Origin of the sequence: Geobacillus genomosp. 3, assembly GCF_000445995.2 — a bacterium.
Lineage (GTDB): Bacteria > Bacillota > Bacilli > Bacillales > Anoxybacillaceae > Geobacillus.
Genome location: NC_022080.4, coordinates 885401 through 911024, shown reverse-complemented (window position 1 = coordinate 911024; position 25624 = coordinate 885401). Strand labels below are relative to the sequence as shown.

27 protein-coding genes are annotated in these 25624 nt (G+C 52.6%); 7 read left to right on the top strand and 20 right to left on the bottom strand.

The window, feature by feature from the left end; genetic code table 11:
- Positions 1–53: 53 nt before the first annotated feature.
- A complete protein-coding gene (gene ptsG / locus M493_RS04685) occupies positions 54–2069 on the bottom strand; it encodes a glucose-specific PTS transporter subunit IIBC (RefSeq protein WP_020959139.1) in 2016 nt (671 codons plus the stop codon).
- A gap of 239 nt (positions 2070–2308) precedes the next feature.
- Complete coding sequence (glcT, locus tag M493_RS04680) at positions 2309–3166, bottom strand: glucose PTS transporter transcription antiterminator GlcT (RefSeq protein WP_020959138.1); 858 nt, start codon at positions 3164–3166, stop codon at positions 2309–2311.
- 162 nt (positions 3167–3328) lie between these two features.
- Between glcT and M493_RS04675 the strand changes: the two genes are divergently transcribed.
- Together M493_RS04675 and M493_RS18950 are read left to right on the top strand one after the other, a co-directional pair.
- Entirely contained in the window at positions 3329–4093 is a 765-nt protein-coding gene (locus tag M493_RS04675) for an alpha/beta fold hydrolase (protein WP_020959137.1), read from the top strand.
- A 26-nt stretch (positions 4094–4119) separates the two neighbouring features.
- A complete protein-coding gene (locus M493_RS18950) occupies positions 4120–4248 on the top strand; it encodes a hypothetical protein (protein ID WP_008878800.1) in 129 nt (42 codons plus the stop codon).
- A 283-nt stretch (positions 4249–4531) separates the two neighbouring features.
- On the opposite strand, the gene M493_RS04665 is transcribed toward M493_RS18950, so the two are convergent.
- The 4 genes from M493_RS04665 to M493_RS04650 form a co-directional block, all read right to left on the bottom strand.
- Entirely contained in the window at positions 4532–5827 is a 1296-nt protein-coding gene (locus M493_RS04665; RefSeq protein ID WP_020959135.1) for an ATP-binding protein, read from the bottom strand.
- A gap of 55 nt (positions 5828–5882) precedes the next feature.
- The gene (locus M493_RS04660) at positions 5883–6128 is read right to left on the bottom strand and encodes a YueH family protein (protein ID WP_023817537.1); all 246 of its coding nucleotides are present in this window, start codon (positions 6126–6128) and stop codon (positions 5883–5885) included.
- 64 nt (positions 6129–6192) lie between these two features.
- Positions 6193–6942 carry an SDR family NAD(P)-dependent oxidoreductase gene (locus M493_RS04655; protein WP_020959133.1) on the bottom strand — a complete coding sequence of 250 codons (750 nt, stop codon included), beginning with the start codon at positions 6940–6942 and terminating at the stop codon, positions 6193–6195.
- Between the two features lie 253 nt (positions 6943–7195).
- The gene (locus tag M493_RS04650; RefSeq protein WP_020959132.1) at positions 7196–7888 is read right to left on the bottom strand and encodes a hypothetical protein; all 693 of its coding nucleotides are present in this window, start codon (positions 7886–7888) and stop codon (positions 7196–7198) included.
- A gap of 171 nt (positions 7889–8059) precedes the next feature.
- Between M493_RS04650 and M493_RS04645 the strand changes: the two genes are divergently transcribed.
- From M493_RS04645 to M493_RS04635, 3 genes are all read left to right on the top strand, one after another.
- Complete coding sequence (locus tag M493_RS04645; RefSeq protein WP_020959131.1) at positions 8060–8254, top strand: hypothetical protein; 195 nt, start codon at positions 8060–8062, stop codon at positions 8252–8254.
- Between the two features lie 192 nt (positions 8255–8446).
- Positions 8447–8977, top strand: coding sequence for a cell wall hydrolase (locus M493_RS04640; protein WP_020959130.1), 531 nt, complete (start codon positions 8447–8449; stop codon positions 8975–8977).
- Positions 8978–9148: 171 nt separating this feature from the next.
- Complete coding sequence (locus tag M493_RS04635) at positions 9149–9331, top strand: YkvS family protein (protein WP_020959129.1); 183 nt, start codon at positions 9149–9151, stop codon at positions 9329–9331.
- A 33-nt stretch (positions 9332–9364) separates the two neighbouring features.
- Here the strand turns inward: M493_RS04635 and M493_RS04630 are convergent, their stop codons facing one another.
- The 8 genes from M493_RS04630 to M493_RS04595 all read right to left on the bottom strand — a co-directional run bounded on the left by M493_RS04630 (position 9365) and on the right by M493_RS04595 (position 16415).
- On the bottom strand, positions 9365–10060 hold the full coding sequence (locus M493_RS04630; RefSeq protein WP_020959128.1) for an NAD(P)H-binding protein: 696 nt from the start codon (positions 10058–10060) through the stop codon (positions 9365–9367).
- A gap of 45 nt (positions 10061–10105) precedes the next feature.
- The gene (gene queF, locus M493_RS04625; protein ID WP_020959127.1) at positions 10106–10603 is read right to left on the bottom strand and encodes a preQ(1) synthase; all 498 of its coding nucleotides are present in this window, start codon (positions 10601–10603) and stop codon (positions 10106–10108) included.
- A 51-nt stretch (positions 10604–10654) separates the two neighbouring features.
- The gene (gene queE, locus M493_RS04620; protein WP_020959126.1) at positions 10655–11389 is read right to left on the bottom strand and encodes a 7-carboxy-7-deazaguanine synthase QueE; all 735 of its coding nucleotides are present in this window, start codon (positions 11387–11389) and stop codon (positions 10655–10657) included.
- Positions 11389–11826, bottom strand: a complete 438-nt coding sequence (gene queD, locus M493_RS04615; RefSeq protein WP_020959125.1) for a 6-carboxytetrahydropterin synthase QueD — start codon at positions 11824–11826, stop codon at positions 11389–11391. The genes queE and queD overlap by 1 nt, the downstream gene beginning before the upstream one ends.
- Entirely contained in the window at positions 11823–12488 is a 666-nt protein-coding gene (queC, locus tag M493_RS04610; RefSeq protein WP_041267863.1) for a 7-cyano-7-deazaguanine synthase QueC, read from the bottom strand. Before queC ends, queD begins: the two co-directional genes overlap by 4 nt.
- A gap of 179 nt (positions 12489–12667) precedes the next feature.
- Positions 12668–13780, bottom strand: a complete 1113-nt coding sequence (locus tag M493_RS04605) for a GerAB/ArcD/ProY family transporter (RefSeq protein WP_020959123.1) — start codon at positions 13778–13780, stop codon at positions 12668–12670.
- A 25-nt stretch (positions 13781–13805) separates the two neighbouring features.
- Positions 13806–14891, bottom strand: a complete 1086-nt coding sequence (locus M493_RS04600; RefSeq protein ID WP_020959122.1) for a Ger(x)C family spore germination protein — start codon at positions 14889–14891, stop codon at positions 13806–13808.
- A gap of 12 nt (positions 14892–14903) precedes the next feature.
- Positions 14904–16415: a spore germination protein gene (locus M493_RS04595; protein WP_020959121.1), complete on the bottom strand. Its 1512-nt coding sequence runs from the start codon at positions 16413–16415 to the stop codon at positions 14904–14906.
- Positions 16416–16558: 143 nt separating this feature from the next.
- Here M493_RS04595 and M493_RS04590 point away from each other — a divergent pair, with 143 nt between their 5' ends.
- Complete coding sequence (locus tag M493_RS04590) at positions 16559–18172, top strand: methyl-accepting chemotaxis protein (protein ID WP_020959120.1); 1614 nt, start codon at positions 16559–16561, stop codon at positions 18170–18172.
- A gap of 170 nt (positions 18173–18342) precedes the next feature.
- Here the strand turns inward: M493_RS04590 and M493_RS04585 are convergent, their stop codons facing one another.
- Entirely contained in the window at positions 18343–19380 is a 1038-nt protein-coding gene (locus M493_RS04585; RefSeq protein WP_020959119.1) for a membrane protein, read from the bottom strand.
- Positions 19381–19576: 196 nt separating this feature from the next.
- On the bottom strand, positions 19577–20311 hold the full coding sequence (locus M493_RS04580) for a FixH family protein (protein WP_020959118.1): 735 nt from the start codon (positions 20309–20311) through the stop codon (positions 19577–19579).
- Between the two features lie 256 nt (positions 20312–20567).
- Between M493_RS04580 and M493_RS04575 the strand changes: the two genes are divergently transcribed.
- Complete coding sequence (locus M493_RS04575) at positions 20568–22703, top strand: ATP-dependent Clp protease ATP-binding subunit (protein ID WP_020959117.1); 2136 nt, start codon at positions 20568–20570, stop codon at positions 22701–22703.
- 95 nt (positions 22704–22798) lie between these two features.
- Here M493_RS04575 and M493_RS04570 read toward each other — a convergent pair whose 3' ends face one another.
- The 4 genes from M493_RS04570 to larB are packed head-to-tail and all read right to left on the bottom strand — an operon-like array spanning position 22799 to position 25616.
- Positions 22799–23428: a hypothetical protein gene (locus tag M493_RS04570; protein WP_020959116.1), complete on the bottom strand. Its 630-nt coding sequence runs from the start codon at positions 23426–23428 to the stop codon at positions 22799–22801.
- 10 nt (positions 23429–23438) lie between these two features.
- Positions 23439–23921 (bottom strand): nickel insertion protein, encoded by a 483-nt coding sequence (larC, locus tag M493_RS18940; RefSeq protein WP_020959115.1) that lies wholly within the window; start codon positions 23919–23921, stop codon positions 23439–23441.
- 25 nt (positions 23922–23946) lie between these two features.
- Positions 23947–24861 (bottom strand): LarC family nickel insertion protein, encoded by a 915-nt coding sequence (locus tag M493_RS18935; RefSeq protein ID WP_020959114.1) that lies wholly within the window; start codon positions 24859–24861, stop codon positions 23947–23949.
- 5 nt (positions 24862–24866) lie between these two features.
- On the bottom strand, positions 24867–25616 hold the full coding sequence (larB, locus tag M493_RS04555; protein ID WP_041267862.1) for a nickel pincer cofactor biosynthesis protein LarB: 750 nt from the start codon (positions 25614–25616) through the stop codon (positions 24867–24869).
- Between the last annotated feature and the right edge of the window lie 8 nt (positions 25617–25624).

Here is a 25624-nt window from a genome sequence, read left to right as displayed (position 1 = left end):
GCGCCGGGGGGAGGCAACGGAAAGCGCTTGTCCTCCGCAAATGCCGGCGGCGGTCAGCCGATTTCGACGACGCCGTTTTCACCTTGGGCGACCGCGCCTTGCTTTTTCACACGCACCGTCTCGCCGGCTTGCAAGTTCGTGAAAATGACCGGCGTCACAATGGATGGTGCGTTGTTTTTTACATAATCGAGATCAACACGCAAAATCGGCTGTCCCTTTTTCACCTCATCGCCCTCTTTTACGAGTGCTTCAAACCCTTCACCGTTCAGCTTCACCGTATCAATGCCGACGTGGATCAAAATTTCGCGCCCGCCAGCCGACTGAATGCCAATGGCATGCTTTGTCGGGAACACGTTGATGATCTTTCCGTCGACAGGAGAGACGACTGTACCCTCCGTCGGCATAACAGCGAAGCCGTCGCCCATCATTTTTTGCGAAAATACTTGGTCCGGCACATCGGAAAGCGGAACGATTTCTCCGGCAAGCGGAGAAGCGACCGTTTCCACCCCGGCTGCAGCCGGCGCTGCTTCCCTCGACTCTTCTTTCACTTTTGCCGGCGCTTTTCCTTGCATAATATCATGAATTTGCCCTTTAAGAATGTCCGATTTCGGACCGAAGATCGCTTGCACGTTGTTGCCCACTTCGAGCACACCGGCGGCGCCGAGCTCCTTCAGCCGGCCTTTGTCGACTTCACCAATGTCGCGGACTGACACGCGCAAGCGCGTAATGCACGCATCCAAATGTTCGATATTTTCCTTTCCGCCGAGAGCGGCGAGCACTTCATACGGTAAATCGCCGGCGGCCGCCTCCGCTTTTGGCGTTTCATCGACCGTTTTTTCGCGGCCCGGAGTCGCCAAATCCCACTTGCGAATCGCAAAACGGAACCCAAAGTAATAAATGACAGCAAATGCTAAGCCGACTGGAATGACGAGCCACCACGCCGTCCGGTTCGGCAACACGCCAAACAGCAAAAAGTCAATGACCCCACCGGAGAACGTCATCCCGATTTTGACGTTTAACAAATGCATCATCATAAACGACAGCCCGGCAAAGACGCAGTGAATGGCAAACAACGCCGGCGCGACGAACAAAAACGAAAACTCGATCGGCTCCGTAATCCCCGTTAAAAACGACGTCAACGCTGCTGAGCCCATAATGCCGGCGACCACTTTTTTGTTTTCCGGGCGCGCCTCATGGTAAATCGCGAGCGCTGCCGCCGGAAGGCCGAACATCATAAACGGAAACTTTCCGGTCATAAACGTGCCGGCCGTCAGCTCGACGCCGTCTTTCAGCTGCTCAAAAAAGATTTTTTGGTCGCCGCGCACAATTTGTCCGGCCTTATTGACGTATTCACCAAACTCATACCAAAACGGTGAATAAAAAATATGATGGAGGCCAAACGGGATCAACGCCCGCTCGATAACACCAAAAATGAACGCCGCAACCGTTCTGTTCGCATCAATCATATTGTGCGAGAACGCATTGAGCCCTTGTTGGATCGGCGGCCAAATAAACGTCATAATAATGCCTAGCGCGACCGCAGATACAGCCGTGATGATTGGCACGAACCGCTTGCCGGCAAAAAAGCCGAGATATTGCGGCAATTCAATGTTGAAGTATTTGTTATACATATACGCTGCCAAAATCCCGACGATAATCCCGCCAAAAACGCCGGTTTGCAGCGTCGGAATGCCAAGAATGTTGGCAAACGACGGATTCGCGCCGACCATATCGGCCGTCACGCCTAAAACGACACCCATCGTGACGTTCATAATTAAGTAGCCGATGATCGCCGCCAAACCGGCAACTCCGTCCCCGCCCGCCAGGCCGATGGCGACACCAACCGCGAATAAGAGCGACAAGTTGGCGAAAACAATGCCGCCCGCCTGCTCCATGACGTTTGAGACGAGCACGACCCAGTCGGCTTTTAAGGCCGGGACTTTGTCGGTGAGCGCCGGGTTTTTCAAGGCGTTGCCAAGCGCCAACAAAATCCCCGCCGCCGGCAAGAGAGCTACCGGAAGCATGAGCGCTTTCCCGACTTTTTGCAGCGTGCCAAACGCTCGTTTCATCTTTACGACCTCCTTTAGTTTCCTTTTCTTAAGTTTTGCAGCAAACAGCGGATTCATGTACTGAAAATGGGCAGGCGATCATTTTTCAGACAAACCGCCAGCAATAAAAAAGGCATGAATAAAGAGAGACAAAAAGAACGCTTACAACAACCCGAATGCGAATTCTCGGTTGTTGCCGCTCTATTTCGCCCTCTTTACTCATGCCTGATCGAATCAGTAACACGTAAAGCGAGACAGTGTTATATAGTTGTGCCGCTCTTTTTTTCCGCTAACCGCTGCAAATGCAGCGTCAAATAGACTGCCTCGGCGTCGTCAGCCGGCAGATGAAGCGTTTGCTGCATGACTTTAACTAACTTCCATGCTAGATTATAGCATAGCGGATAAGCCTCTTTCAAGATTTTCGACAAATTTTTTGGTTCTTCGACTTTTTCGCCTTTCTTCAGTCGATCGATCGCATAGCGCAAATGACGGACGAAACGCAAATAGTGAATGCTCTCACGATCGATGTCGATGCCAAGTTGCCGTTCGACAATCCCGACGAGCTTCGCGATAAGCTGGGAATATTGATTCGCTTCCGACAAGCTTTGTTTTGAAATGGCGCTATGAATGTGAAGGGCGATGAAGCCAGCCTCCCCCTCCGGCAGTGCGACCCCGAGCTTATCGCCAATCAGCCCGGCGACTTCAGCCGCGATTTTATACTCAAGCGGGTACAAACTTTTCGTCTCGGCCAAAAACGGGTTTTTGACGTCCAATCCTTGCTCAAGCCGCTTTAGCGTAAACGCGATATGATCGGTCAGCGCGACGTGGATGTGCTCGTTTAATGGCACGCCGACGCGCTGCTTAATATGTTGAATCACCTCGTTCATAAGGGCGATAAACTCTTCGCTCAATTCAGGGAGCAGTTTTTTGTATTGCTCTTGTTCACGTTCATTTTTGAGAACAAAGCACTTTTCAACAGCGCTCTCAGCAATTTCGTCCCCCTTTTTTTTGCCGAAGCCGATTCCTTTGCCAAGCAGGACGACTTCGCCATACGCTGGATGGGAAGCGATTAACACATTGTTATTGAGCGCCTTTTCTACACGAAACGACTGTTCCATCAAGCTCCCTCCTTTCCGTGACGCTTGCCCGTTATTCATTACGCGACTAATTATAAACCGGAAACACCGTCCTGCTCAATGAAAAAAGATGGCGTTTTTTTGGATGGGATATTGTCCTTCTTTCCATACTATAGAGGCCAAGCCAAGAGAGGGGGGATTTATATGCCATACGTTTCCATTAATGAGCGCGTCCGTCTTTATTATGAGGAAAAAGGGGAAGGGCCACCGCTTTTGTTCATCCACCCTCCGGGGCTGGGACATATCATTTTTCGCCAGCAGGAGCCGCTCGCACGCCATTTTCGTCTTATTTTGTACGATATGCGCGGAAATGGGAGAAGCAGTCCGTCAGATATACCGATTACCGTGCCGCTGCTCGCGGACGACGTTTCCATATTGCTCCGCTCCCTTGGCGTCAGGCGCGCCATCATTTGCGGCTATTCGAACGGCGGGTCGATTGCGCTCGAGTTTGCGCTTCGCTACCCGCAGCACGTCGAACAGCTCGTTTTGATCGGCGGGTTTCCTGAAGTATGCACCCCGCTTTTGTACGGTGAGTTTTGGCTTGGCATTTTGGCTTCCAAACTTGGGGCCTTCTCTTTGCTCTCCTCGGCGCTTGCCATCGGACATGGAACGAACCGACGCGAACGGAAGCTGTTCAAACAGTACGTCCGGCTGGCTGACAAACAAGATTTAGACACAACTTACCGGGCCGGGCTTGTCTACTGCTGCACAGAGCAGCTGGCTTCCCTCCGCTTGCCTTTGCTGCTCATTTACGGAGCGCGTGACCGTTACATCCATGCCTATATCGCTATGTTCCGCCACTATGTGCCGCATGCCAACATCGTGTTGATCGACCGGGCCCGCCATCAAATCCCGACCAAACATAGCGGGGAGTTAAATCACATTTTGCGTGTGTACGGCCGGCGATAAGTTATAGAAGGAAAGGAGGAGAAAACATGTCAAAAAAGGGAAGACAAAACAAAGTCAGCCAAGAGGTGGCCAATCCGACCGTTTCAAAGGCGGAAGCAGAAATGGCCAAAGATAGCATTGATACAGCAAAACAAGCGAAGAAAAACCGCTCATAACGACAGCGGAGCTGACCCAACCCCCCCCTCGCCGTTTGGCCGCTGCAGCCGCACACAGCGGAGCAACCATCCGAAACCGGGCAAAGCTACTTTCCAAGCAGGAAAAATACAACAACAAAAACGAGGGACGCATTTCGAACTACTATGTACCGACGCCGTCTATTACAATCGGCAAGGCAACCGCTCTCGCCCATCATGTAATCCGTCAGCCTTTCGAGGCCGTGTCGACACAGGGGGTCAATAGCAAAACAGGCATCCCCGCACCATGCGGGGACGCCTGTTTTCATGATGGCACCTTCTGCCGGCCATTCGCGTCGGCAAACGCATAGCCGGACGGAAACGTCAAATGGACGACCGTTCCCTTCCCGACTTCACTCTCAATCTGCATGATTCCTTTATGTTCCTGAACAATTTTCATGCTTGTTGTCAGTCCGAGCCCCATCCCTTTTTCCTTCAAGGTAAAAAACGGTTCACCGATCTTTTGTAACCGCTCTTTCGAAATGCCGATACCCGTGTCGACAATATCCAAGCGGATCAGGCCTTCGGCTTCAGAAACACGGACATATAAGCTCCCGCCGTCTGGCATTGCTTCAATGGCGTTTTTCATCACGTTTAAAAGCACTTGAACAATTTGGTTTTGATCGCCGTACACACAGGCTTTTGGCGCGTTGTTATGGACGGAGATGGAAACGTTATTTAATGTGGCCTCATGGCCGATCAAACTAATGACATACGAGATGGCCTCACCCAACAAAAACAGCCGGTAATCATGGCTTTGCGGCTTGGCAAGTACAAGCAGCTCGCTGACGATTTGGTTGACGCGGCCAAGCTCACTCAGCATAATGCGCACGTGATCCTCATTCACTTCGCGCGTTTCTTGCATCATTTGCATAAAGCCTTTCATTGATGTGAGCGGATTGCGAATTTCATGGGCAATGCCGGCGGCCAGCTCTCCGAGCACCGATAGCTTCTCCTTTTTCAGCAGCAGCTCCTCGGTAAGCTTTTGTTGAGTAATGTCGCGGCCGATCGTCAACAATCCTTTGCGCGCGCCGTTTTCCTCAAACAGCGGCACTTTAATGACGTCAAACGTCTTCAATTCCCCCTCGAGCGTCTCGAACGACTCCTCACGCCGGGTTAACGTCCCACTTTCCCACGCTTCGCGGTCCGATTCGATGCACTGCTCAAACGCTGCTTTAAAAAACGGCACGAGTTCACCTAGCTCGCGATCCGTTTTTCCGACATAGTCAATATGCTCGAGATGGTAGAGCCGCCGGCCAAAATCATTGACGCGAAGCCAACGCCCTTCACTGTCTTTAAAACAAACAAAGTCGGGCATCGAGTTAATGAGCGTTAACAGCTGCTGCTCATTTTCTTCCGCTTTCTCAAGCTGTTCACGCTTTTTTAACAGCTGGTACAAAAACACGACCGACAGCAAAATAAAGATTGTTCCTTTGGCGGCGCTAAGCGCAACGTACACGCCGCGGCTGACCGGCAGCACATTGAGCAGGGCGTCGGTCAAAGTTACCCATAAAACACTGCATACAATGTAACTTGCCATGACTTTTGATTTGTTTAACACTTTGTCATCGAACCCCTAACATGCAAAGTCAGTGGCGGCCGCGCCGTCCGCCTGGTTACATTTCACGCGCCCACCCGAGCAATCGGTCGGCCAGCACGGCAGCGCGTTCATGCCTGATCCGCTTTTGCAGCGACATCCCGAGCCGCTGTGCCACTGCCTCTGCTTCCTCCTCATAAGAGAACGAAAATGACCACTCGAGCGCCGGAATGGCCAGCACGACATATTCCTCTTTTCGGTTTTCGTAAATATATACATAGGCTGGAGCTTGTCCGTCTACTAGCGGCGTTTTACGGATTTTCATCATTGACTCCCACCTTTGCTGCAAAGCCGTCTCTATTTCATTTATTTTACCAAATGTTTGCCACCTACTCAATATAAATCATTTTCCTCGTCATCCCCCCGTCAATGACAAGATTCACTCCGGTCACAAAATCGTTTTCCTCATCGCATAAATAAAGGCAGGCACGGGCGATATCATCCGGTTTGCCGACGCGGCCGGCCGGATGCTGCTCGTGGTCGATATCCCGCAATTTTCCGTAATCGCCCGTTTCAATCCAACCGGGGCTGATGCAGTTGACGCGAATGCGATCGGCGGAAAGCGACACGGCCAGCGCATGGGTGAGAGCGACGAGGCCGCCTTTGGATGCCGCGTACGCCTCTGAATTCGGCTCGGACATGAGCGCCCTTGTCGAGGCGATATTCACGATCGCCCCACCTCTACCGCTGCGACGCATATGTTTCGCCACCTCCCGTGAAGCCAAAAAGGCGCTGCGTAAATTTGTCGCCAACACATCATCCCACTCGTCCACTGTCAGCTCGTACGGCGATTTCCAACGCGAAACGCCGGCGTTATTAATCAGATAGTCGATGCGGCCAAAACGGCTGACTGTTTCGTTCACAAACCGTTCGATGTCGCTCACTTCCCGGACATCAGCCGCCACAAATATGGCATGTCGTCCGTCCGCCCGCAACTGTTCGGCAAACGCTTCCCCTTTTTTTTCATCCCGATCCACGATGGCCACATTCGCGCCTTGTTTGGCAAACATCGCGGAGACCGCCTTGCCGATGCCGTTCGCTCCACCGGTGACAATCACTGTTTTCCGCTCCATGCCCATTTGCCTCTTCTCCTTTCTTTTCTCCAACCTCGTCTTCTCATCCCTATCTTGAGGGAAAAACTACGTTCCTTATTATACCATTGCCAGCAGCCGGAACATATATATGCCGCAATAAGGGGGCGTTGGGAACAATGCGGTTGATGCTGGCGCCCGTACGAGCAGCGGCCGCCTGGCAAGCCGGTGAGCCTCTATGCCAGGCTCGCCCCCTATGGAACATGAAAAAAGACCGCGTGGAAGCGGTCTTGTTGGCGGTTTACCGATATGGGCCGTACGGTGCCGGAAAGCCGGGCACATATGGAGCCACCCCGCCATAATACGACGGCAGTGGTGCAGCAGAATAACCATACGGTGCCGCTGGGGCGTATGGCAGCGGCGCAGCCGGCGGATAGTGATAGTACATCGGGGGATACGGAACAGCGCCGGGGGCGATGCCAGGGGCAACACCGGGCGTAACACCCATCGTCGGCAGCGCACTAGGAACGACGCCGGGCGCCATACCGGCAACAGCGGCTCCCGCCCCTGCATAAGGAGCTGCCATATCGTATGGAGCGACAGCACCGTCAGCGGGCAGCGGCGGTGCATTTTCTTCCCCTCCCATCGGCCAGGCGAAGGTTGGAGCCACATTCGGCACTGCTCCCAAGCCAAGCGGCGGTGCCGGGGGCATCATATCAGAGCTGTCCAGGCTGTCAAATCCATCCGGACTGTCAAATCCGTCTGGACTGTCAAGGTGGGCCGGGCTGACTAAAGGAGCCATCGGCGCGGCTGGCGGACACCAGTAGCCATAAGGAGTCACCGGCGGGTAATACGCTGTCGGCATCACCCCCGTCGGCATTGCTGCCGGCATTGGCGCCATCGGCGGTGCATTATTGTCCATTCGCCCGGCCTCGTCGCCTTGGCTTGAGGCGTTCAGAAACGGATCATTCATATGAGGGTCCCAATGATTCATTGTCCTCTCCCTTTCTCGCTCATAGTTGTCGGGGCGCGTACCCACCCATATTGTATGTCGGAACAAGCAAAGGGTGTTTGCCCGGCCAAAATATAGGTATTTATCCTAAACGCCGGTTGCGCTATGATAAATAACAGCAGCAACCTCACATGGACGCTGGGAGGGAATCGGATGGACGAAGCATTAGCAACCAAACAAATCACCGAACTGCGCAACGGTGCCATAGCCGAGCTGTTAGTAAAAAAAGAGGACTTCCTCACGTTTCGGGCCGTGCTCGTCAAACAGCCCGACTTTAAACAGTTTCGCGGCATCGCCCAACGCGGCGGTCACGTCCTCTACCATTACATGGATACCCCGCGCAGCTGAGCTTCTGTTTTCCATCGTTGCCGATCCGACTTTCCGGTCTGAAAGTCGGATGTTTTTTTTCGCGGAGAAATTTCCATCCTCTCTATAAAACTAGCTGTATCAACGCTTCATGCGTTTTTCCAACATTTAGATAATGAATAACCACCTCATCCTTGTTACTCTAGTAGCGAGTTTACGAGAGGAGGGATGTGAATGAAAAAAAGAAAAGCATGGATGATGGCGATATTGTGCGGAATGTTTTTCTTTGCCGGCCACGCTGATGCCGCAACGGTCCATACGGTCAAACGCGGCGACACGCTTTGGAAAATCGCGAAACAATACGGTGTGCCGCTAAAACAGCTAAAACAAAAAAATCGCAAAGGTGATTTGCTCTATCCTGGGGAAACACTCATCATCCCGAATGCCGGCATTACAGCGGCGGAAAAAGAGTTGCTGGCCCGCCTTGTTCATGCCGAAGCGAAGGGAGAACCGTATGCCGGGAAAGTGGCTGTGGCGACGGTCGTGCTCAACCGCGTCGATCATCCTGATTTTCCGGACACCATTCGCGAAGTGATTTATGAGCGCTCTGGCGGCCATTATGCCTTCACACCGGTGGCAAACGGAACGATCAACGAACCGGCCGATCGTGAGGCATATCGCGCCGTTGAAGAAGCACTTGCTTTTCGCGGTTTAGGAAACGGCTCGCTCTATTTCTATAATCCGAAAACGGCGAAAAGCAACTAGCTGCGCTCTCGTCCGGTGACCGTTGTCATCGGCAACCATGTGTTTGCCAAGTAAACGAAAGCAAGGGGCGACTTCGCTCCTTGTTTTTTAAATTTTAGGAAAGAAACCCCTTTACTTACAACGGGAAATAAGGCAAACTAGAACAAAAGACGATGAAAAAGGGGAATGATGATGATTAATAAAAAAGCAAAAGTCGGGGATATTATTGAATTTAAAAATGGATTGCGCGGCATTGTGGAAAAAGTGAATGAAAACTCGGTTATCGTCGATTTAACATATATGGAAAACTACCGTGAGCTCGACTTGCAAGAGCGAACGGTGGTCAATCATAAAAATTACAAAATTGTTGAATAGAAAAAAGAGGCTGCCGGGAGCCTCTTTTTTTGTTTATGAAATACGGGCCAGTTCATCGCATTCATATATGTGGATACCGTTCGCCGCTGACGCCGCCCGGTAAAACATGGCCAAAGCCAGCTGTCTGGCATCAACCGGCTTATATTTTTTCCACTTGCCGACAAACAAAAACGGCAGCCGGCATAACAGCCATCCGGCGAGCGTCTCGCCGAAACGGAACTCCCGACGCTTGCCGATAAGCAGCGACGGACGAAAAATATGGAGCGACGGAATGGAAAGCCGCTGCAGCGCCTCTTCCGTTTCCCCTTTGACGCGCTGGTAAAAAAATAGCGAACACGGGTTGGCGCCGATCGAGGAGACGGTCAGAAAGCTTTTCGCGCGGCACTTTTCCGCCAGCGCCGCAGCGCGCAGCGTATATTCATAGTCGACTTGAATGAACTGCTGCCTTGTTTTCGCCTTTTTGCGCGTCGTTCCGAGGCAGCAAAAGACGTCATCCACGTAAAAATACCGTTCATACGACTCAAGCCGCGCAAAATCGGCGACGACTTGCTGCAGTTTTTCATGCTCGATCGGCAGCGGGGTGCGGACGAAAATGGTGACTTGCCGGTACAAATCCGACTCAAGCAACAACCCGAGCAGCTCGCCGCCGACCAAACCGCTCGCTCCAAGCAAAAGAGCTGTTCTTCGCTCCAACGCCAAAACCTCCAAGGCAAAAAATTCATTGTTCATTATATATGAGTTTTGGCGAAAAAACTACCTCTTTTTTTGCCGTCTTCAGCGGTTGTCGATGTTTTCCGGGTACAAGTCGTGATTGAGCAGCCGGTATTCAGCCATGTTTTCGTATTTTGTCCCGGGGCGCCCCCAGTTGCAATACGGGTCGATCGAAATGCCGCCGCGCGGGGTGAATTTGCCCCATACTTCGATATAGCGCGGCTCCATGACTTTGATTAAGTCGTTCATGATGATGTTGACGCAGTCTTCATGAAAATCGCCGTGGTTGCGGAAGCTGAACAAATACAATTTCAACGATTTGCTTTCGACGCATTTTTTGTCCGGAATGTAGCTGATGTAAATCGTCGCGAAGTCCGGCTGACCGGTTTTGGGACATAGCGATGTGAACTCCGGGCAATTGAACTTCACGAAATAATCCCGGTCAGGATGTTTGTTGTCAAACACTTCAAGAAGGTTGGGATCGTACGTAAACGAATACGTTGTCCCTTGATGGCCAAGCAGCGTCAACTCTTTCAATTCCTCGTCTTTTCTCCCTGCCATTCCTTCATTCCTCCCTTTGATTCATGCAAAATGAGCCGCCGAGCCTCTGCTTTATACGCCGCGTTTGTTTCCCCAAAGGAGCGTGTGCAGCTGCGGCAAGACGTAGACATCAGCCAGCTCCTCCGACTCGGCGGCTTGCCCGACAAGCCAGTCGAGCTGGGCAAGAAGCTTCGCGCGAAGCGCATCGACATCCGCATCGGCCACATCTTGGTTGCCTGTCTGCAAATAAAACGGAACGCCCGGGTAGCGGCGGTGCACCTCTTTCGCGTACGCCAAGTCGGCATCATCAAACACGACGACTTTCAAACTGACGCGCCGCGCCCTGCTTCGGTCCGCCTGCAGCCGCCCGATGAGTTGATCGAGCGCCGCCCAGTCCGTATCCATCCCCGAGCTTGGCGGTTTCGGGGAAATGGTGACGTCATCCACATCGAGCAGCCAGTCTTGCCAGCGGCTCCCTTGCGTTTCAACCGCGACGCGCACCCCTTTTTCATGAAGAAGGCTGACAAGTTCTCCAAGAGCGGCAATGAGAAGCGGGTTGCCCCCTGAAATCGTCACATGGCGGAAGCGGCGGCCGCCAAGGACCTCAAGCCGCCGCCAAATGTCTTCCGCCGTCAGCTGTTCGATCTCTTCTTTGGCCGATCCGTCCCACGTGAAGGCGGAGTCGCACCAACGGCAACGGTAATCGCAGCCGGCCGTGCGGACGAACATCGTCTTTTGGCCGATCACCATTCCCTCGCCTTGAATCGTCGGCCCAAAAATCTCCAATACCGGAATCGTGCGCGCCATCACCGTCCCCCCGCTTTCGGCCGGTAGACGACATAGCTCGTCGGCGTCTCGCGCACAAACACTTGCAAGCATTTCGGCTTGTGCGGCAACGTATCAAGATGGCGCTGAATCGTTTCATAAATCGTGCGCGCCACCACTTCCGTCGTCGGAAACCGGTTCGGGTCGTTTTCATCAAAGCAATCGGCATGGTCATTGAGCAGCGTATGATCCAGCTTTCCGTGCACAAGCTGTTTGATCGTTTGGAAATTGACTAAAAATCCACTTTCATCGAGCTCATCGCCGGCAATCGTCACATTGACGATATACGTATGACCGTGCATATTCATGCAGCGCCCCGCCGCCTCATGCGGAATGAAATGGGCGGCGGCGATATGCATATCTTTGTTCAACTCATACCGATAATCATGCCAAACTTGAGGATAGAGCTGATGCATCATCGCGACTCCACCTCAGCTTTCTCCCGCAAATACTCATCCAGCCCGCGCTTGCGCAGCACGCACGCCGGACATTCGCCGCAGCCATCGGCGATGATGCCGTTATAGCATGTGAGCGTCTTTGTGCGGACGAATTCAAGCGCCCCAAGCTCGTCAGCAAGCTTCCACGTTTCCGCTTTTGTCAGCCACATGAGCGGTGTATGGATTACAAACTGATAATCCATGGCTAAGTTCAGTGTGACGTTGAGCGACTTCATAAAGATGTCGCGGCAGTCGGGGTAACCGCTGAAATCCGTCTCGCACACTCCGGTGACCAAATGGCGCGCTCCCCGTTGTTTGGCGAGCACCGCCGCAAACGAGAAAAACAACAAGTTGCGCCCATCGACAAACGTGGTCGGCAACTCCCCTTCCTTTTGCTCGATGGCGATATCGCGGCGCGTTAGGGCGTTCGGCGCCAATTGCCCAAGCAGCGACATATCGAGCACCGTATGGCGGACGCCAAGCTCGGCAGTGATCGCTTGAGCGACATCAATTTCGCGGCGATGGCGCTGGCCATAATCAAACGTCACCGCCTCCACTTCGCCAAACCGCTGTTTTGCCCAAAACAAACACGTCGTGCTGTCTTGGCCGCCGCTGAAGACGACGACCGCTTTTTCTTCCTTCATCTTCACCTTGACCAACCTCCTTCTGAATGGACAGAAGAAGAGGTTTCCAAAACAAAAAAGGCCATACCCCCTAGGATACAGCCGTCCCTAGTTTTTTATAGAGGGTTTTGCTAGAAACCTCTCCCGCACAAGTGTACGGAATTGTGATTCTTCTGTTCTCGCTCTTTACTATACCACACTTACCGCTTTTGTTGTAGCGCCTTTTTCACTTTTTCCGCCGCCCACACATACACATACAAAAGCGGGATATAGCCGGCAACGAGATAAACACCGACGTTGGCCGTCCATTCCATCAGCCGTTCCATTTCGCTTTTTTCTTCGAAAAACAACGTACCGACAAACAAACAGGCGAGCAGGACGGGAAGGGAGCGTCGCTGTTGAATAGCAAACAATTGTTTCACAATGCGCGTCGCCGCCCAAACCGAAACGGTAATAATCGGAAATACGACAAGCACATAGATGGAGATGACAATATACTCCATCCGTTCAATAAACGGCACTTCCGGAATTTTGGCGAGCGTCAATGTCGGCCATGTAATATGCTTGATTTGCTCTTTATTGTAAAAAATGATGGAGATAAACATGATGATCAAATAAATCAACATCGTCAGCGCGTTGGCAGCATGAGCCCATTTTTGCGATGACGAGGCGTTTTTTAAAAACGGATAGTACGCAAGCAGCATTTCAAATCCTAAATATTGAAGCGCCATATCGTTTGCTGCTTGCGCCAGCTGTATGGGCGAATGGTCAAACATCGGAAATAAGTTCCGGTACTGTGCATACTCGAGCGGGAAAAACAACATAGGAAAAATCGTCAACAGCGGGATGACAACCCCCCAGAAGCATAAGCCGGCAACGACACGAAATCCGCCAGAGACCGCGTAATACGTCAACACCAAAAAGAGCAAACTGAACTGCCATGTTCCCATAAGAGGGAACACCCATACTTTAATGATTTCAATATATGATTGAAGCACCGTGAACGCGGCCAAGGCGTAATAAAAGAGCAACCCGGCGCTTAGCACCCCGCCGAACCAGCGCCCGAAATAATGCTTATGAAGCGACACAATATCACCACCGGACGGGGCATAGGCAAGCAAACGGTACATCAACCAAATAAGCCCGTGCGCAGCCAATCCGGCCAACAATACAGCCATCCAGGCATCTTGCCCCGCCTCTTTCATCACCGTCCGCTGGAAGCCAAGCGCCCCGACGCCGACTTGGGTGGCATGGATGACAAAAAAGACGAGAAACGGGGAGATGAGAAACCGTTCATCGATCGCCTGCTTCACCGTTATCCCTCCTCATGATCCCGTCTTATTCGCCAATTCCCGTATGAATAATATCCACCGTTACACGCGGACGAATCTCTAAATCTGGATATTCATGGTAAAACGATTCACGGTCCCACTGTCTCGTGACACTCCGGACAAAGTCGCCAATGCCAAGCGGATCAATACGTTTTTCCTGAAAATAGTGAAACAATCGACGCATATTCCGTTCCAATTCCTCTTCCATTTTCTCCTTTACATCAGCAAACAAATTGGCTCCCGGTTTATCGAGCCATGACGGGTAATCTTTCACGGAAGCGTGAATATGGACGGAAACATCCAACACATGGCGGCCGCCGTCCCGCCTCCATTCATAGGTCGGTTTGGCCCATAAGTTTTGCAACATGACCCGATCTTCGCCTTGTTTGCCGCGCTCCCCAATCTTTAGCTGATAGACGCCGTTTTTCGTTTCGCCCAGCAAGATTTTCATCAAAAAAGAATCACGCAAACTCACGCGTCCGACATACCGGCCATCGCGAAACAACGCCACCCCTTCTAACTTGACGAACTCCCCTTTTTTTTCAAAATACGGTAAAAACGGATCGCTCCCCGGGGAGAAATAACGGTACAAAAACAAATGCAAGTTCGTTTTTGGCAAATTCATTGACTGTTCATTTTGCCTAACGAGGTTCGGCAAATACAACGTATCGCTCAATGTCGTCTTCGCCGTAATTTCTAACAGCTCCTTCGCACTTCCCTCCGCTACACCGAGAAACAAATCGCTGCCCACTTTGTTATTGCGCGCAAGGCTGTGTGTAATTTGTTCAATCCCCCGTTCGGCAAACCGCTTTCCGAATAAAATGAGCCGCAGCTGTCCTTCCTCGATTGGCAATGGGGATTTTGCCGACAGGCGCGGGATGAGATCGTAGACGGTCGGCGATGACGTTGTCAACAGATTCGGCTTTGTCATTGGTCCTTGTTTAAACGTCGGGTAGACGGCGGTACCGGTATAATGCTCATCCTCGAAATCATAGCCCATCTGTTGAATAATTTGAATTTCATCGATCGGCCGTGAACTCGTGCAGCCGGTGAGCAGCAACAATCCCCCCAAACATGCGAGCCAACGCTTCATCCCCATCACACCTTACTCGTCAATATCGCGTTTTTGCTTAGCGTCTTCCGGGTCATAGCGAAACCGCGACTGCGGGCGGAAAAGCGTCGGCCGCTCCGCTGTCGCGCTGTACGGTGAGCGGACGAACGTATCGCGGAAATTGCGCAGGCGTAACGGATAAAACGGCACTAAATACGGATAACCAAGCGACTGTAGCCGCCCTAAATGAATGAGCAGTCCGCAGACGGCAAAAATGATGCCAATCCCGCCCCAACATGCGGCAAACAAAATAAACGGAAACCGGATAAACCGAATGGTGTTTGACATTTTAAAAATCGGCGTCGTAAACGAGGCGAGCGCCGCTAGGGCGACGACGATCAACAAAATCGTGCTTGCCAGTCCGGCATCCACCGTCGCCTGTCCGATCACAATCCCGCCAACGATCCCGAGCGTTTGCGCAACTTTCGTCGGCAGCCGCGCCCCGGCTTCGCGCAGCAGTTCAATCGTAATCTCTAAAAACAACACTTCGAGCACCGGCGGAAACGGCACGTTCGAACGTGAATAAATAATGGGGCCAAGCAGGTCTTCCGGAATCATTTCATAATGATACGTCAATACCGCCACATAAACCGGCGATGCTAAGATGGAAAACATGACGCCGAAAAAGCGGATGAGCCGGAAAAACGAGCCGAGCACCCACGGCAAATAATAGTCTTCCGGTGAAGTAAAAAAATCAAAAAACGTGGAAGGGCCGATCACCGCATACGGTGAACCGTCGCAAAAAACAGCAACTTGTCCCGATGCGAGCGCATAAACGGCGCGGTCAATCCGCTCGGTAGAGACGAAAAGCGGAAACGGCGTCCGCGAATTGTCGGCGATTAGCTGGTCTATGATCGCATTATCAAACACAATGTCAAAATGAATGGCTTTAACCCGTTGCATCACCGTCTGGATCGTTTCTGGATTCGCCACGCCGTCAATATATGCGATCACGACTTTCGTTTTTGACATTGAGCCGATCATCATTTCCCGAAACACAAGATTCGGCGTTGCAATTTGCCGGCGCATGAGATGCAAGTTCGTCCCAACATTTTCGACAAAGCCGACTTTCGGACCGACAACGCTAAACTCGTTTTCCGAATCGTTGTTCTCCCGCAACCCCAAGTTTTCGTTCGCCGCGCTGATCAGCGCCGCTTTGCCCGGCTGCTCCCGGAAGCTGACAGCGACGAATCCTTTTAACACTTTTTCTTCAATCAGCGCCGGATCTTCGCTCACCTCGATCCGCTGAATCGGCACGATTTGTTGCAAATCTTCCAACCGCACACCCGGATGGCGGGAAAGGTCAGTTTGTAGATGGCAAAGAACATGCTCTTGCAGCACTTTCGGGTCGACGAGCGAATCGAAATAGCAAATCGATAGCTCCTTGTCCCCAGCTGAAAACGACACTTCAACAAAATCGCTCGACCGCCGGAGTTTTTCCCATAGCTGCGGCATCGTTTGTTCCAGAGGGCGCTTTTTCTTTTTAAAAAATGATAAAAAGCCCACGGCCATCCCCTCGCCTTTCCGTTTACGGCATAGTCTTCCAATAAACGAATATTTTTATGCATCCCCACATTTCCTATTGATTGGACGGAATATTCTATATATTATTGGAGATAGACAAAAAACTAGAAAAAGGAGAATCATAAATGAGGGGGCTGACGAAACGGCGCCGGGCAAGACAGGCGTTAAAAAAAGTGACGGAAACGGCGGAAGCGCTGCGGCAGTTGATGGATTCGAAGCGGCCCATTGCCGAGCAGTTCGACCGCATCCGCTCCTTTTTAGACGACCATCTCGGGCATGATGAATATTTTGTGGTCGTCGATGAAAGCGGATACGGGCTTGTCCATACGAATCGCCTCCGCGAGGGAAGAGTGTTTGCCGACCCGGTCGGGCTCGCCGCCGCCCGCACGCATGAGCCGCTATTGCAAGTGTACGAACGGGATACCGGCGAAGTGTTGATTGACGCCAGCTGTCCGCTTTGGACCGAACCGGGCGGAAAACGTCTTAACCTGCGGATGGGCCGTCTTATGCACCGCCCGTATTTGCAATGGGTGCTAGCCGGCATCGCCATCACCCCGGCGGTGGTTGGGCTGACTTCTTCCCTCGCCGGGGCGCCGCCTATTTGGGCCGCGCTGTTTGCCATAACAGCCGGGGTGGGGCTCAGCGCCGTTTGGCACCGGGTGCTCACCGCCCAGCTGCGCCAATGGTACAGCGTTGCCCGTACCGTTTCTTCCGGCCAATTGCAAGCGGAACTTCAAACGACAGGGAAACGGGACGAATTTCACCAAATCGCTTATGAAATCAATAAGATGATTCTCGGCATCCGCACGATCATCGCCGAACTGGCGAAAGCGGCAAAAACGGTGCATGACGTCAGCCATGAGCAGCAAGCGGAAATGCGCCGTTTGTCCGAATCGTTTGATGAAATCGCCACCGCGGTTGAAACGTTCCGGGAAGGGACGAAACAACAGACAGCCGCCGTCGAGCAAGCGGATGACGTCATCCGGCAGATGGTGGAACGCGTGCAGCTCATGCGTGCGGCGGTGGAACGCGTCGTCACACAGGCGGGTCAGGCTTGGTCATCCGCATCCGAAGGAATCCGCCTGATCGATGAAACAAAGGCAAACATGGATGCGATGCAGCGCGGCATCGGTGAGACGACCGCTCTCATTGACAAAGCGGCTAAAGAAGCGGCGCGCGTCCATGACATGATCGCCGCCATCCGCACGATTGCCAAACAAACGAACTTGCTCGCCCTAAACGCTTCGATCGAGGCGGCGCGCGCAGGGGAAGCAGGCCGCGGCTTTTCGATCGTCGCCCAAGAAGTGCGGACGCTCGCCGAAAATACGAACGCCTTCGCTGCCAAAATTTTCGCCTCGCTCGACGACATGACGAGCGCGTTGGAAGCCGCCGTGCAGGCCGTGCAAGGAAGCGGCCGCCACGTTGAAACGACAAAAGACTCGCTTTGGAAAACAGGCGAGACGTTCACATCGTTTCAGGGCATGTTCTCCCAGCTGAACGACTTGCTCCAGCAAAACGAAGCCCACGTCAACACCATCACCGCCGACGGCGAGCAACTGGGCAGGCTGATGAGCGGCGTGCGCGCGGTCGCCGCCGATTTTTCCGATATGGTGCAAGAGACGGCGGCGGGGCTCGAGCGGCAAACGCTCGCCCTTCACGAACTGGCGGGGGAAGCGGATGCCTTGGCCTCCGCAGCCCGCGATTTGGAAACGATGATCGCCCGTTTTCGCTCGCGATGATGCTTTCAACATCCGTATGCGGGAGGACCATTTCGAAAAAAGCCCCCGTTTTGCGAAACGCCATGAAAGCGAAGGGATGCCGATTGGGCGGGCGTTGTACAGAAAAACAATAAGCCCTTTCGCCCCCGCTCCAGAACGGAAGAGGCGGGGAAAGCGAAAGGGCCTGTTTGCTAGCGCGGCAACTTGCGGCGCCAAAGAAGCCATAATAATATGAGGCTGATATAGCCGAACAACGGATAGATGAAAGACAGCAGCTCGCCGTAATGAAACGGGCTGACGGCCGCGAACAGTACAACGAGCAATATCACCAGCCATTTTCCGCGAACCGGAACCCACACGCGAACTTGGCGCTCCAACCCAAATAGGCCACCGATGACCGATGTGAAAATTTCCCCGTAAATGACAAAGACGTAAAACCAGTACAACACTGAAAAAAACGTATGAACGATTTCCGCCATCGGGATGTCGTAACTGCCCTTGTACGGAAACGACAGTAACACAATATGATTTAACAGCAACAAAACGGTCAAGACGATTCCGCCCAAGACCGCCCCGCGCTTTACGATTTGTTCGTCGCTCGCTTCACGGGCGACCGGGACGAGCACCGCTTGTGCCATGGCCAAATTGAACGCCGCATAAGAAAACGGCGACAACACCGCTTTTAAAGAATAGTCGGAGGCCACAACATCCGCGCGGCACAACTCCCCGGCCATCACCGTCTTCATAAAAGTGAAAACGCTAAATAAGACCATCATCGGCACGACAAAGACATTGACCCCAAACAGCCCTTTCCGCCCCAACAGCATCACCATAAGCGCCAAAGCAAGCGTCAGTGCAACGCCCCCCTGCCGTGTCCAACCGAGCTGCTCTTCAAACACCGCCCCCGCTCCAGCGATCATCACCGCCGTTACTCCGCCGATCATCGCAGTCATCATCAAGGTCACGAACGGGCTCACCGTTTTTCCAAATAAATACCGGTTCAACTCATCGTACGACGACGCTCCAATGCGGCGCGCCATCACCATAAGGCGAACCCCGCCCCATGTAAACAAAAAACCGCTGACGGCCACACCGACGGTTCCCGCCGCCCCGTAGCGAGTAAAAAATTCGATGATTTCCCTTCCGGTCGCAAATCCTGCTCCAATGACGGTACCGATGTAAACAGCGGCGATTTGCCACGCTTCCGACCACTCGTTTCTCTTGCCCACTGTTTGCCATCCCCTTCTCTCTTGTCCGCTGCTCATTGCCATATATATGTCCGGCATGGACAAGAAAGACGCCGGAATGAAAAAAAGAAGGGATCCCATCCAATCAACAGGACCCCCTCCTCTTGCCGGTGTGTAGAAGAAACAAACTGCATCATCTTGTTGAAAAGGAAAGACAGTTTTTGTCATCTCTGCTCGATCAATTCGCTGTCACTTGTTCGACTTGATGTTCGTGCAGCCCGCCGCTTCCTTCAACATGTACTTTCACTGAATACGTGCCTTGATTCGCAAACGTGACAGCCGCTTCGTATTCACCGTTCCCTTTTTCGGCCGCATCGACAAATTCATGTTTATTATCGGCCTGCCAAATTTCAAAGCGCACGGTTGCACCTGTCAGCGGCTGTCCGTCTTTTGTCAGATGGACAACCAATGAGGCCGGTTTCCCGGCTTCGAATGAATGGGATAATAACGACATCGCCACACTGCTGTGATGGCCTTTCTCATCATCCAGGCTGCTGGCATCGGGGCCATTGGCGGCTTGTTCCGGCTGGCCGACGACAATGTCTTTTTTCGGCATATTATGCATATCGCGCGCCGTCACATGAGCGACAACGGAATACGTCCCTGCTTCCGTGAACGTTTTTTCCACCGAATAGCGGCCATCGCCGTCATGCTTCGCCTCAAGCATTTCCCGCTCGCCGTCTCCATGTCTCCATACTTCAAACTTCACTTCACTCGCATCGTCCACGTTTTCTCCGCCATACGTCACGACACAGGCAAGTGTCGCCGCCTTGTTCAATTCAATATGGTCGGGAACATCCAGTTTGACTTCGAGCATAGCCGGCGTTTCCGCCTGCTCATCGTTGTTCGAGCAAGCCGCGAGCATAGCGACAACCAACAACGCCATCCACGTAAAAAGCAAACGTCTTCTCATCTTCACCTTTCTCCTTTTAGCAATAAAACTTTACGGCAAACGGCGGCAACAGGCTGTTTTTCGCCTCTTTTTCTGTTTTTGACTTTATCATAGTTTGGCTGCACCTACATTAGTATTCACTATTTTTTCAAAAACATTTCACCGTTATCACAATTTTTTTGTACAAAACACTTGAAAGTCAAAAAAGGTCAAAGTATAATAAAACCAGAAGGTCAAAGAAAGTCAAAGACAAACAGCAAAAAAGGGGGTATGCCTTATGCTATGTCAAGCATGCCAAAAAAATAAAGCATCGGTGTTCGTCAACTTGCAATGGAACGGGGAAAAACAAGAACTTCACCTTTGCCATACATGCTATGAAAAGCAAAAGCAACAACTGTCCATTCCAATGAACTTCGGCTTTTCGCCGTTTTCGTTCGATGATTTCTTCACCGGCCATTTGGCGGCGGACAACGTTGGAATGAATGCGCCGAAAACGATGGCGAAACGCCCGCAAAGCCATGGCGGAGGATTTTTGGACCAATTCGGCCGCAACTTGACGCAAATGGCGAAAGCGGGCTTGATCGACCCGGTCATCGGCCGCGACAAAGAAATTGCGCGCGTCATTGAAATTTTGAACCGCCGCAACAAAAACAACCCGGTCTTAATCGGAGAGCCGGGCGTCGGGAAAACGGCAATCGTCGAAGGATTAGCACTGAAAATCACCGAAGGGCAAGTGCCGGAAAAACTGTTGAACAAAGACGTGTACTTGCTTGATGTTGCTTCGCTTGTCGCCAACACCGGCATCCGCGGTCAATTTGAAGAACGGATGAAGCGGCTCATCGCCGAGCTGCAAGAGCGGAAAAACATCATCTTGTTCATTGACGAAATCCACCTGCTCGTCGGCGCTGGCGCCGCTGAAGGCTCGATGGACGCCGGCAACATTTTAAAACCGGCGCTCGCCCGCGGTGAACTGCAAGTCGTCGGCGCGACGACGCTCAAAGAATACCGGCAAATTGAAAAAGACGCCGCCCTTGAGCGCCGCTTCCAACCAGTCATCGTCCACGAGCCGACCGTTGACGAAGCGATCGCCATCCTAAAAGGCATTCAGTCGAAATACGAACAATTCCACCACGTCCGCTATACGAACGAAGCGATCGAAGCGTGCGTGAAACTGTCTCATCGCTACATTCAAGACCGCTTCCTCCCGGACAAGGCGATCGACTTGCTTGACGAGGCCGGCTCGAAGGCGAACTTGCGCCTCGGCCCGACCGATGAAAAACAGCTGCAAGAGCGGCTGATGCAAATCGCGAAAGAAAAAGAACAAGCGGCGAAAGAGGAAAACTACGAATTGGCGGCGAAACTGCGCGCTGAAGAACTGAAGCTTGAAAAACAACTTGAACAAGGCGTCAACCAAGAACGCCCTGTCGTCGATGTCGCCGACATCGAACAAATCATCGCCGAGAAAACCGGCATCCCCGTCGGCAAGCTGCAGGCCGATGAAAAAGAAAAAATGAAACATCTTGAAGAAAACTTGGCGAAAAAAGTGATCGGCCAAGCGGAAGCGGTGAAAAAAGTCGCGAAAGCCATTCGCCGCAGCCGCGCCGGCTTGAAAGCGAAACACCGCCCGATCGGCTCGTTCCTGTTCGTCGGCCCGACCGGCGTCGGGAAAACGGAGCTCGCCAAAACGCTTGCTGAGGAGCTGTTTGGCACGAAAGACGCCATGATTCGTCTCGATATGAGCGAATACATGGAAAAACATTCCGTCTCGAAGCTGATCGGTTCGCCGCCGGGCTATGTCGGCTTTGAAGAAGCCGGCCAACTGACAGAAAAAGTGCGCCGCAACCCGTACAGCATCATCTTGCTCGACGAGATGGAAAAGGCGCACCCGGATGTCCAGCACATTTTCCTGCAAATTTTGGAAGACGGCCGCTTAACCGACAGCCAAGGCCGCACCGTCAGCTTCAAAGACACGGTCATCATCGCGACAAGCAACGCCGGCGCAACCGACAAAAAAATCACCGTCGGCTTTGAAAAGCAAAGCGGCGGGCAAGCGAGCGTCCTTGACTCTTTGAGCGCCTACTTCAAGCCGGAATTCTTGAACCGCTTCGACGCCATCATCGAGTTCAAGTCGCTCGAAAAAGCGCACTTGCTTGAGATCGTCGACTTGATGCTCACCGACGTCAAAGCAGCGATGCGCGAGCAAGGCATTGAACTTACGGTGACGGAAGCGGGGAAAGAAAAACTGGCCGAACTCGGCTACCATCCGGCCTTCGGCGCCCGCCCGCTCCGCCGCGCCATCCAAGAGCATGTCGAAGACAACATCGCCGACTGCCTGCTTGACGCGGATCAATCGGTGCGTGCGATCCGCATCGATGTCAAAGGCGATGCCATTGTGGCGCAAATCGCATCATAACCGTCTGACGAATGCCGCCTCACCCCGTGTTCGGGGTGGGGCGGTTTTTTGAATCAAAAAAAGGCTGCGCTCCGATGTTGCGCAGCCTTTTTTGGTTAAAACAATCCGCCTTCCCGACCGACTTCATAGAGATAATAAACGCCATAAACGAGACTGATGGCAGAAACAACCTGCACAAGCGCGCGATACAACGTTTGTTTCGGGCGGGCGAACAAAAACGGCAAGCCGAGCAATGTCGTAAAAATCATCATGCCGATGACCGTACCAAGGCCAAAAATGACAATAAACGCGAACGCCTGCCATGGCGTCTCTACTGTCGTTAAAGTCAAAAGCACCATGCCGGCGCTGCCGGCCATCCCGTGCACGACTCCGATCAACATTGATTTCATATGAAGATGGTGAATATGAAGCGGTTTCTGTTCGCCCATCGCTCTTGTGGCCCGGAAACTGGCAACCGCTAACACAATTATCATCACGCCGACGGCCATTTCCATCCATGTGGCGACTGTTTCCGGAATATGCTGTTTTAAACTGATCACGATCATGCCGACCACAAGCAATGTCAACGTATGGCCAACGCCCCAAAACACACCGGCTAACGATGAAAGCGACAGTTTATTCGTGCGGCTGGCAATCGTTGACACCGCAACGACATGATCCGGTTCTGTCGCATGTTTCATTCCTAAAAGAAGGCCAAATAACAAAGTAAGCGTCAAACCGCTCATCATCGTCCTCCTAGGTTTTCTCCGGTTTCTCATTCAGCTGTTTCCAAACTTGTTCATACACGTTTTTCAACGGAACGCCATTTCTCTGGGCGATCGTTTTGCATTGTTCAAACTCCGGGGCTCTTTGGACGACTTGGCCGCGGTAAATGCCTTCCTTTACCGCCACCGTCCCCCACTCCGTTTCCACCTCACGAAACCGCCGCTCGAGCCGATGCACCGTCAGCGGGTAATAACGCACCCCCAGCGTCGTCGTTTCACGAAACAAAATCTCTTTCATGTCCTCAAGCTTCCCGTGCGAACATAACAGTTGCAGCAAAACGCCGGGGCGATTCTTTTTCATATAAATCGGCGTGTAAAACACATCGTTTGCCCCCGCCTCAAACAACAACTCCATCACGTAGCCGAGCCACTCCCCCGGCGTGTCATCAAGATTCACTTCCATTTTGACCATTTGTTCGTCAATATGTTCATGATGAGGAGGATGGCCGCCCATCGTTCGTCCTCCCTTCCGTACACCTCTACCGTTGTTCACCGATCACTACGCGCAGCACATTCGGGCGGTTCGGGAACGTTTTTGTCCCAGCTCCATATCCGATGGCAGTTACTTTCATCGACGGGAGCGGGCCAAAGCGCTCCGCCAGCACGGAAACAATCGCTGCCCCTGTCGGTGTCGTCAACTCGCCTTTCACCGCCGACTGTTCAATCGGGACGCCTTTTAATAGTTCGAGCGTCGCCGGAGCCGGCACCGGGTATTCGCCATGTGCGATATGAACCGTACCCGACCCGACGGGAATCGGAGACGACTGAATCGACACCGCCCCTAACTGATGGATGAGAATCGCCGTTCCGACAATATCAATGATCGAATCGACGGCTCCGACTTCATGAAAATGAACATCATCCAATGGAACGTGATGAATCCGTCCTTCTGCCTCGCCGATGCGGCGGAAAATCGCCAACGCCGTTTCTTTGACTTCCGCAGCTAACTCAGACGCTTCAATCATCCCCGCAATTTCTTTGTATGACCGGTGATGGTGGCCGTGCCCATGATGATGATCGCTGCCGCCATGAGTGTGTGCGAGATGACGGCCATCGCCGTGATCATGTTCGTGATGATGGTGATGATTGTCATCATGACCGTGCCCGTGATGATGATGGTGTCCGTCATCATGAGCGTGCTCGTGATGGTGGTCACGATGATCATCGCCGGAGTGATGTCGATGATGGTCATCATGCTTGAGGACAACATCAAACTTTGTGCACGTAATGCCGTTTTTGACGATCTTCCGCCATGTTAACGTGTATTCCTCTTCCAACGGGAGTTTCTTTAATTCTGCTTCGAGCAGCTTCGGGTCGGCGCCGGCATCGATGAGCGCGCCGATCACCATATCTCCGCTGATTCCCGAGAAACAATCGAAATAGATTATCGTCATTCGTTTCACCCCTTTTGGCAGGCGAGCCGGTGAATTAAGGCAGCGCTATATCCGCCGCCAAATCCGTTATCAATATTGACGACACTAATGCCCGGCGCGCATGAATTCAACATCGTCAATAATGCCGATAACCCTTGGAAGTGGGCGCCATAGCCGACGCTTGTCGGCACGGCGATCACCGGGTGGGAGACAAGGCCGCTGACGACGCTTGGCAACGCCCCTTCCATTCCGGCCACGACGATCGAAACGGTCGCCGCACGAATGGCTTCGATATGGTGAAACAGCCGGTGAATGCCCGCCACGCCGACATCGTAAAACCGCCGCACTTCACAGTCGAACATCTCGGCGGTGATCGCCGCTTCCTCGGCGACGCCGAGATCTGACGTGCCGGCACAAATCACAGCGATATACGCATCCGTTTCCTTCGTTTTCGCCTGTTCCTTTTTCCAATATAACAGACGCGCGGCATCATGATACACCAGCTCAGGAAACAGCGCACGCACAGCCGCTGCTTTGTCTTGTGTCACGCGGGTGACGAGCACGCGGTCGTGATGTTCTTTTAGTGTTCGGACAATGGCGATGATTTGGTCTGCCGTTTTTCCTTCCCCGAACACCACTTCCGGAAACCCTTGCCGTTTCGGGCGATGAAGGTCGACGTTGGCAAATCCTAAGCGGTCAAACGGCTTCAACCGCTCCTTCGCCTCTTCGACACTCAGTTCCCCTGTTTGTACTTGTCGCAAAATGTCTTCGAGCATCACATCAC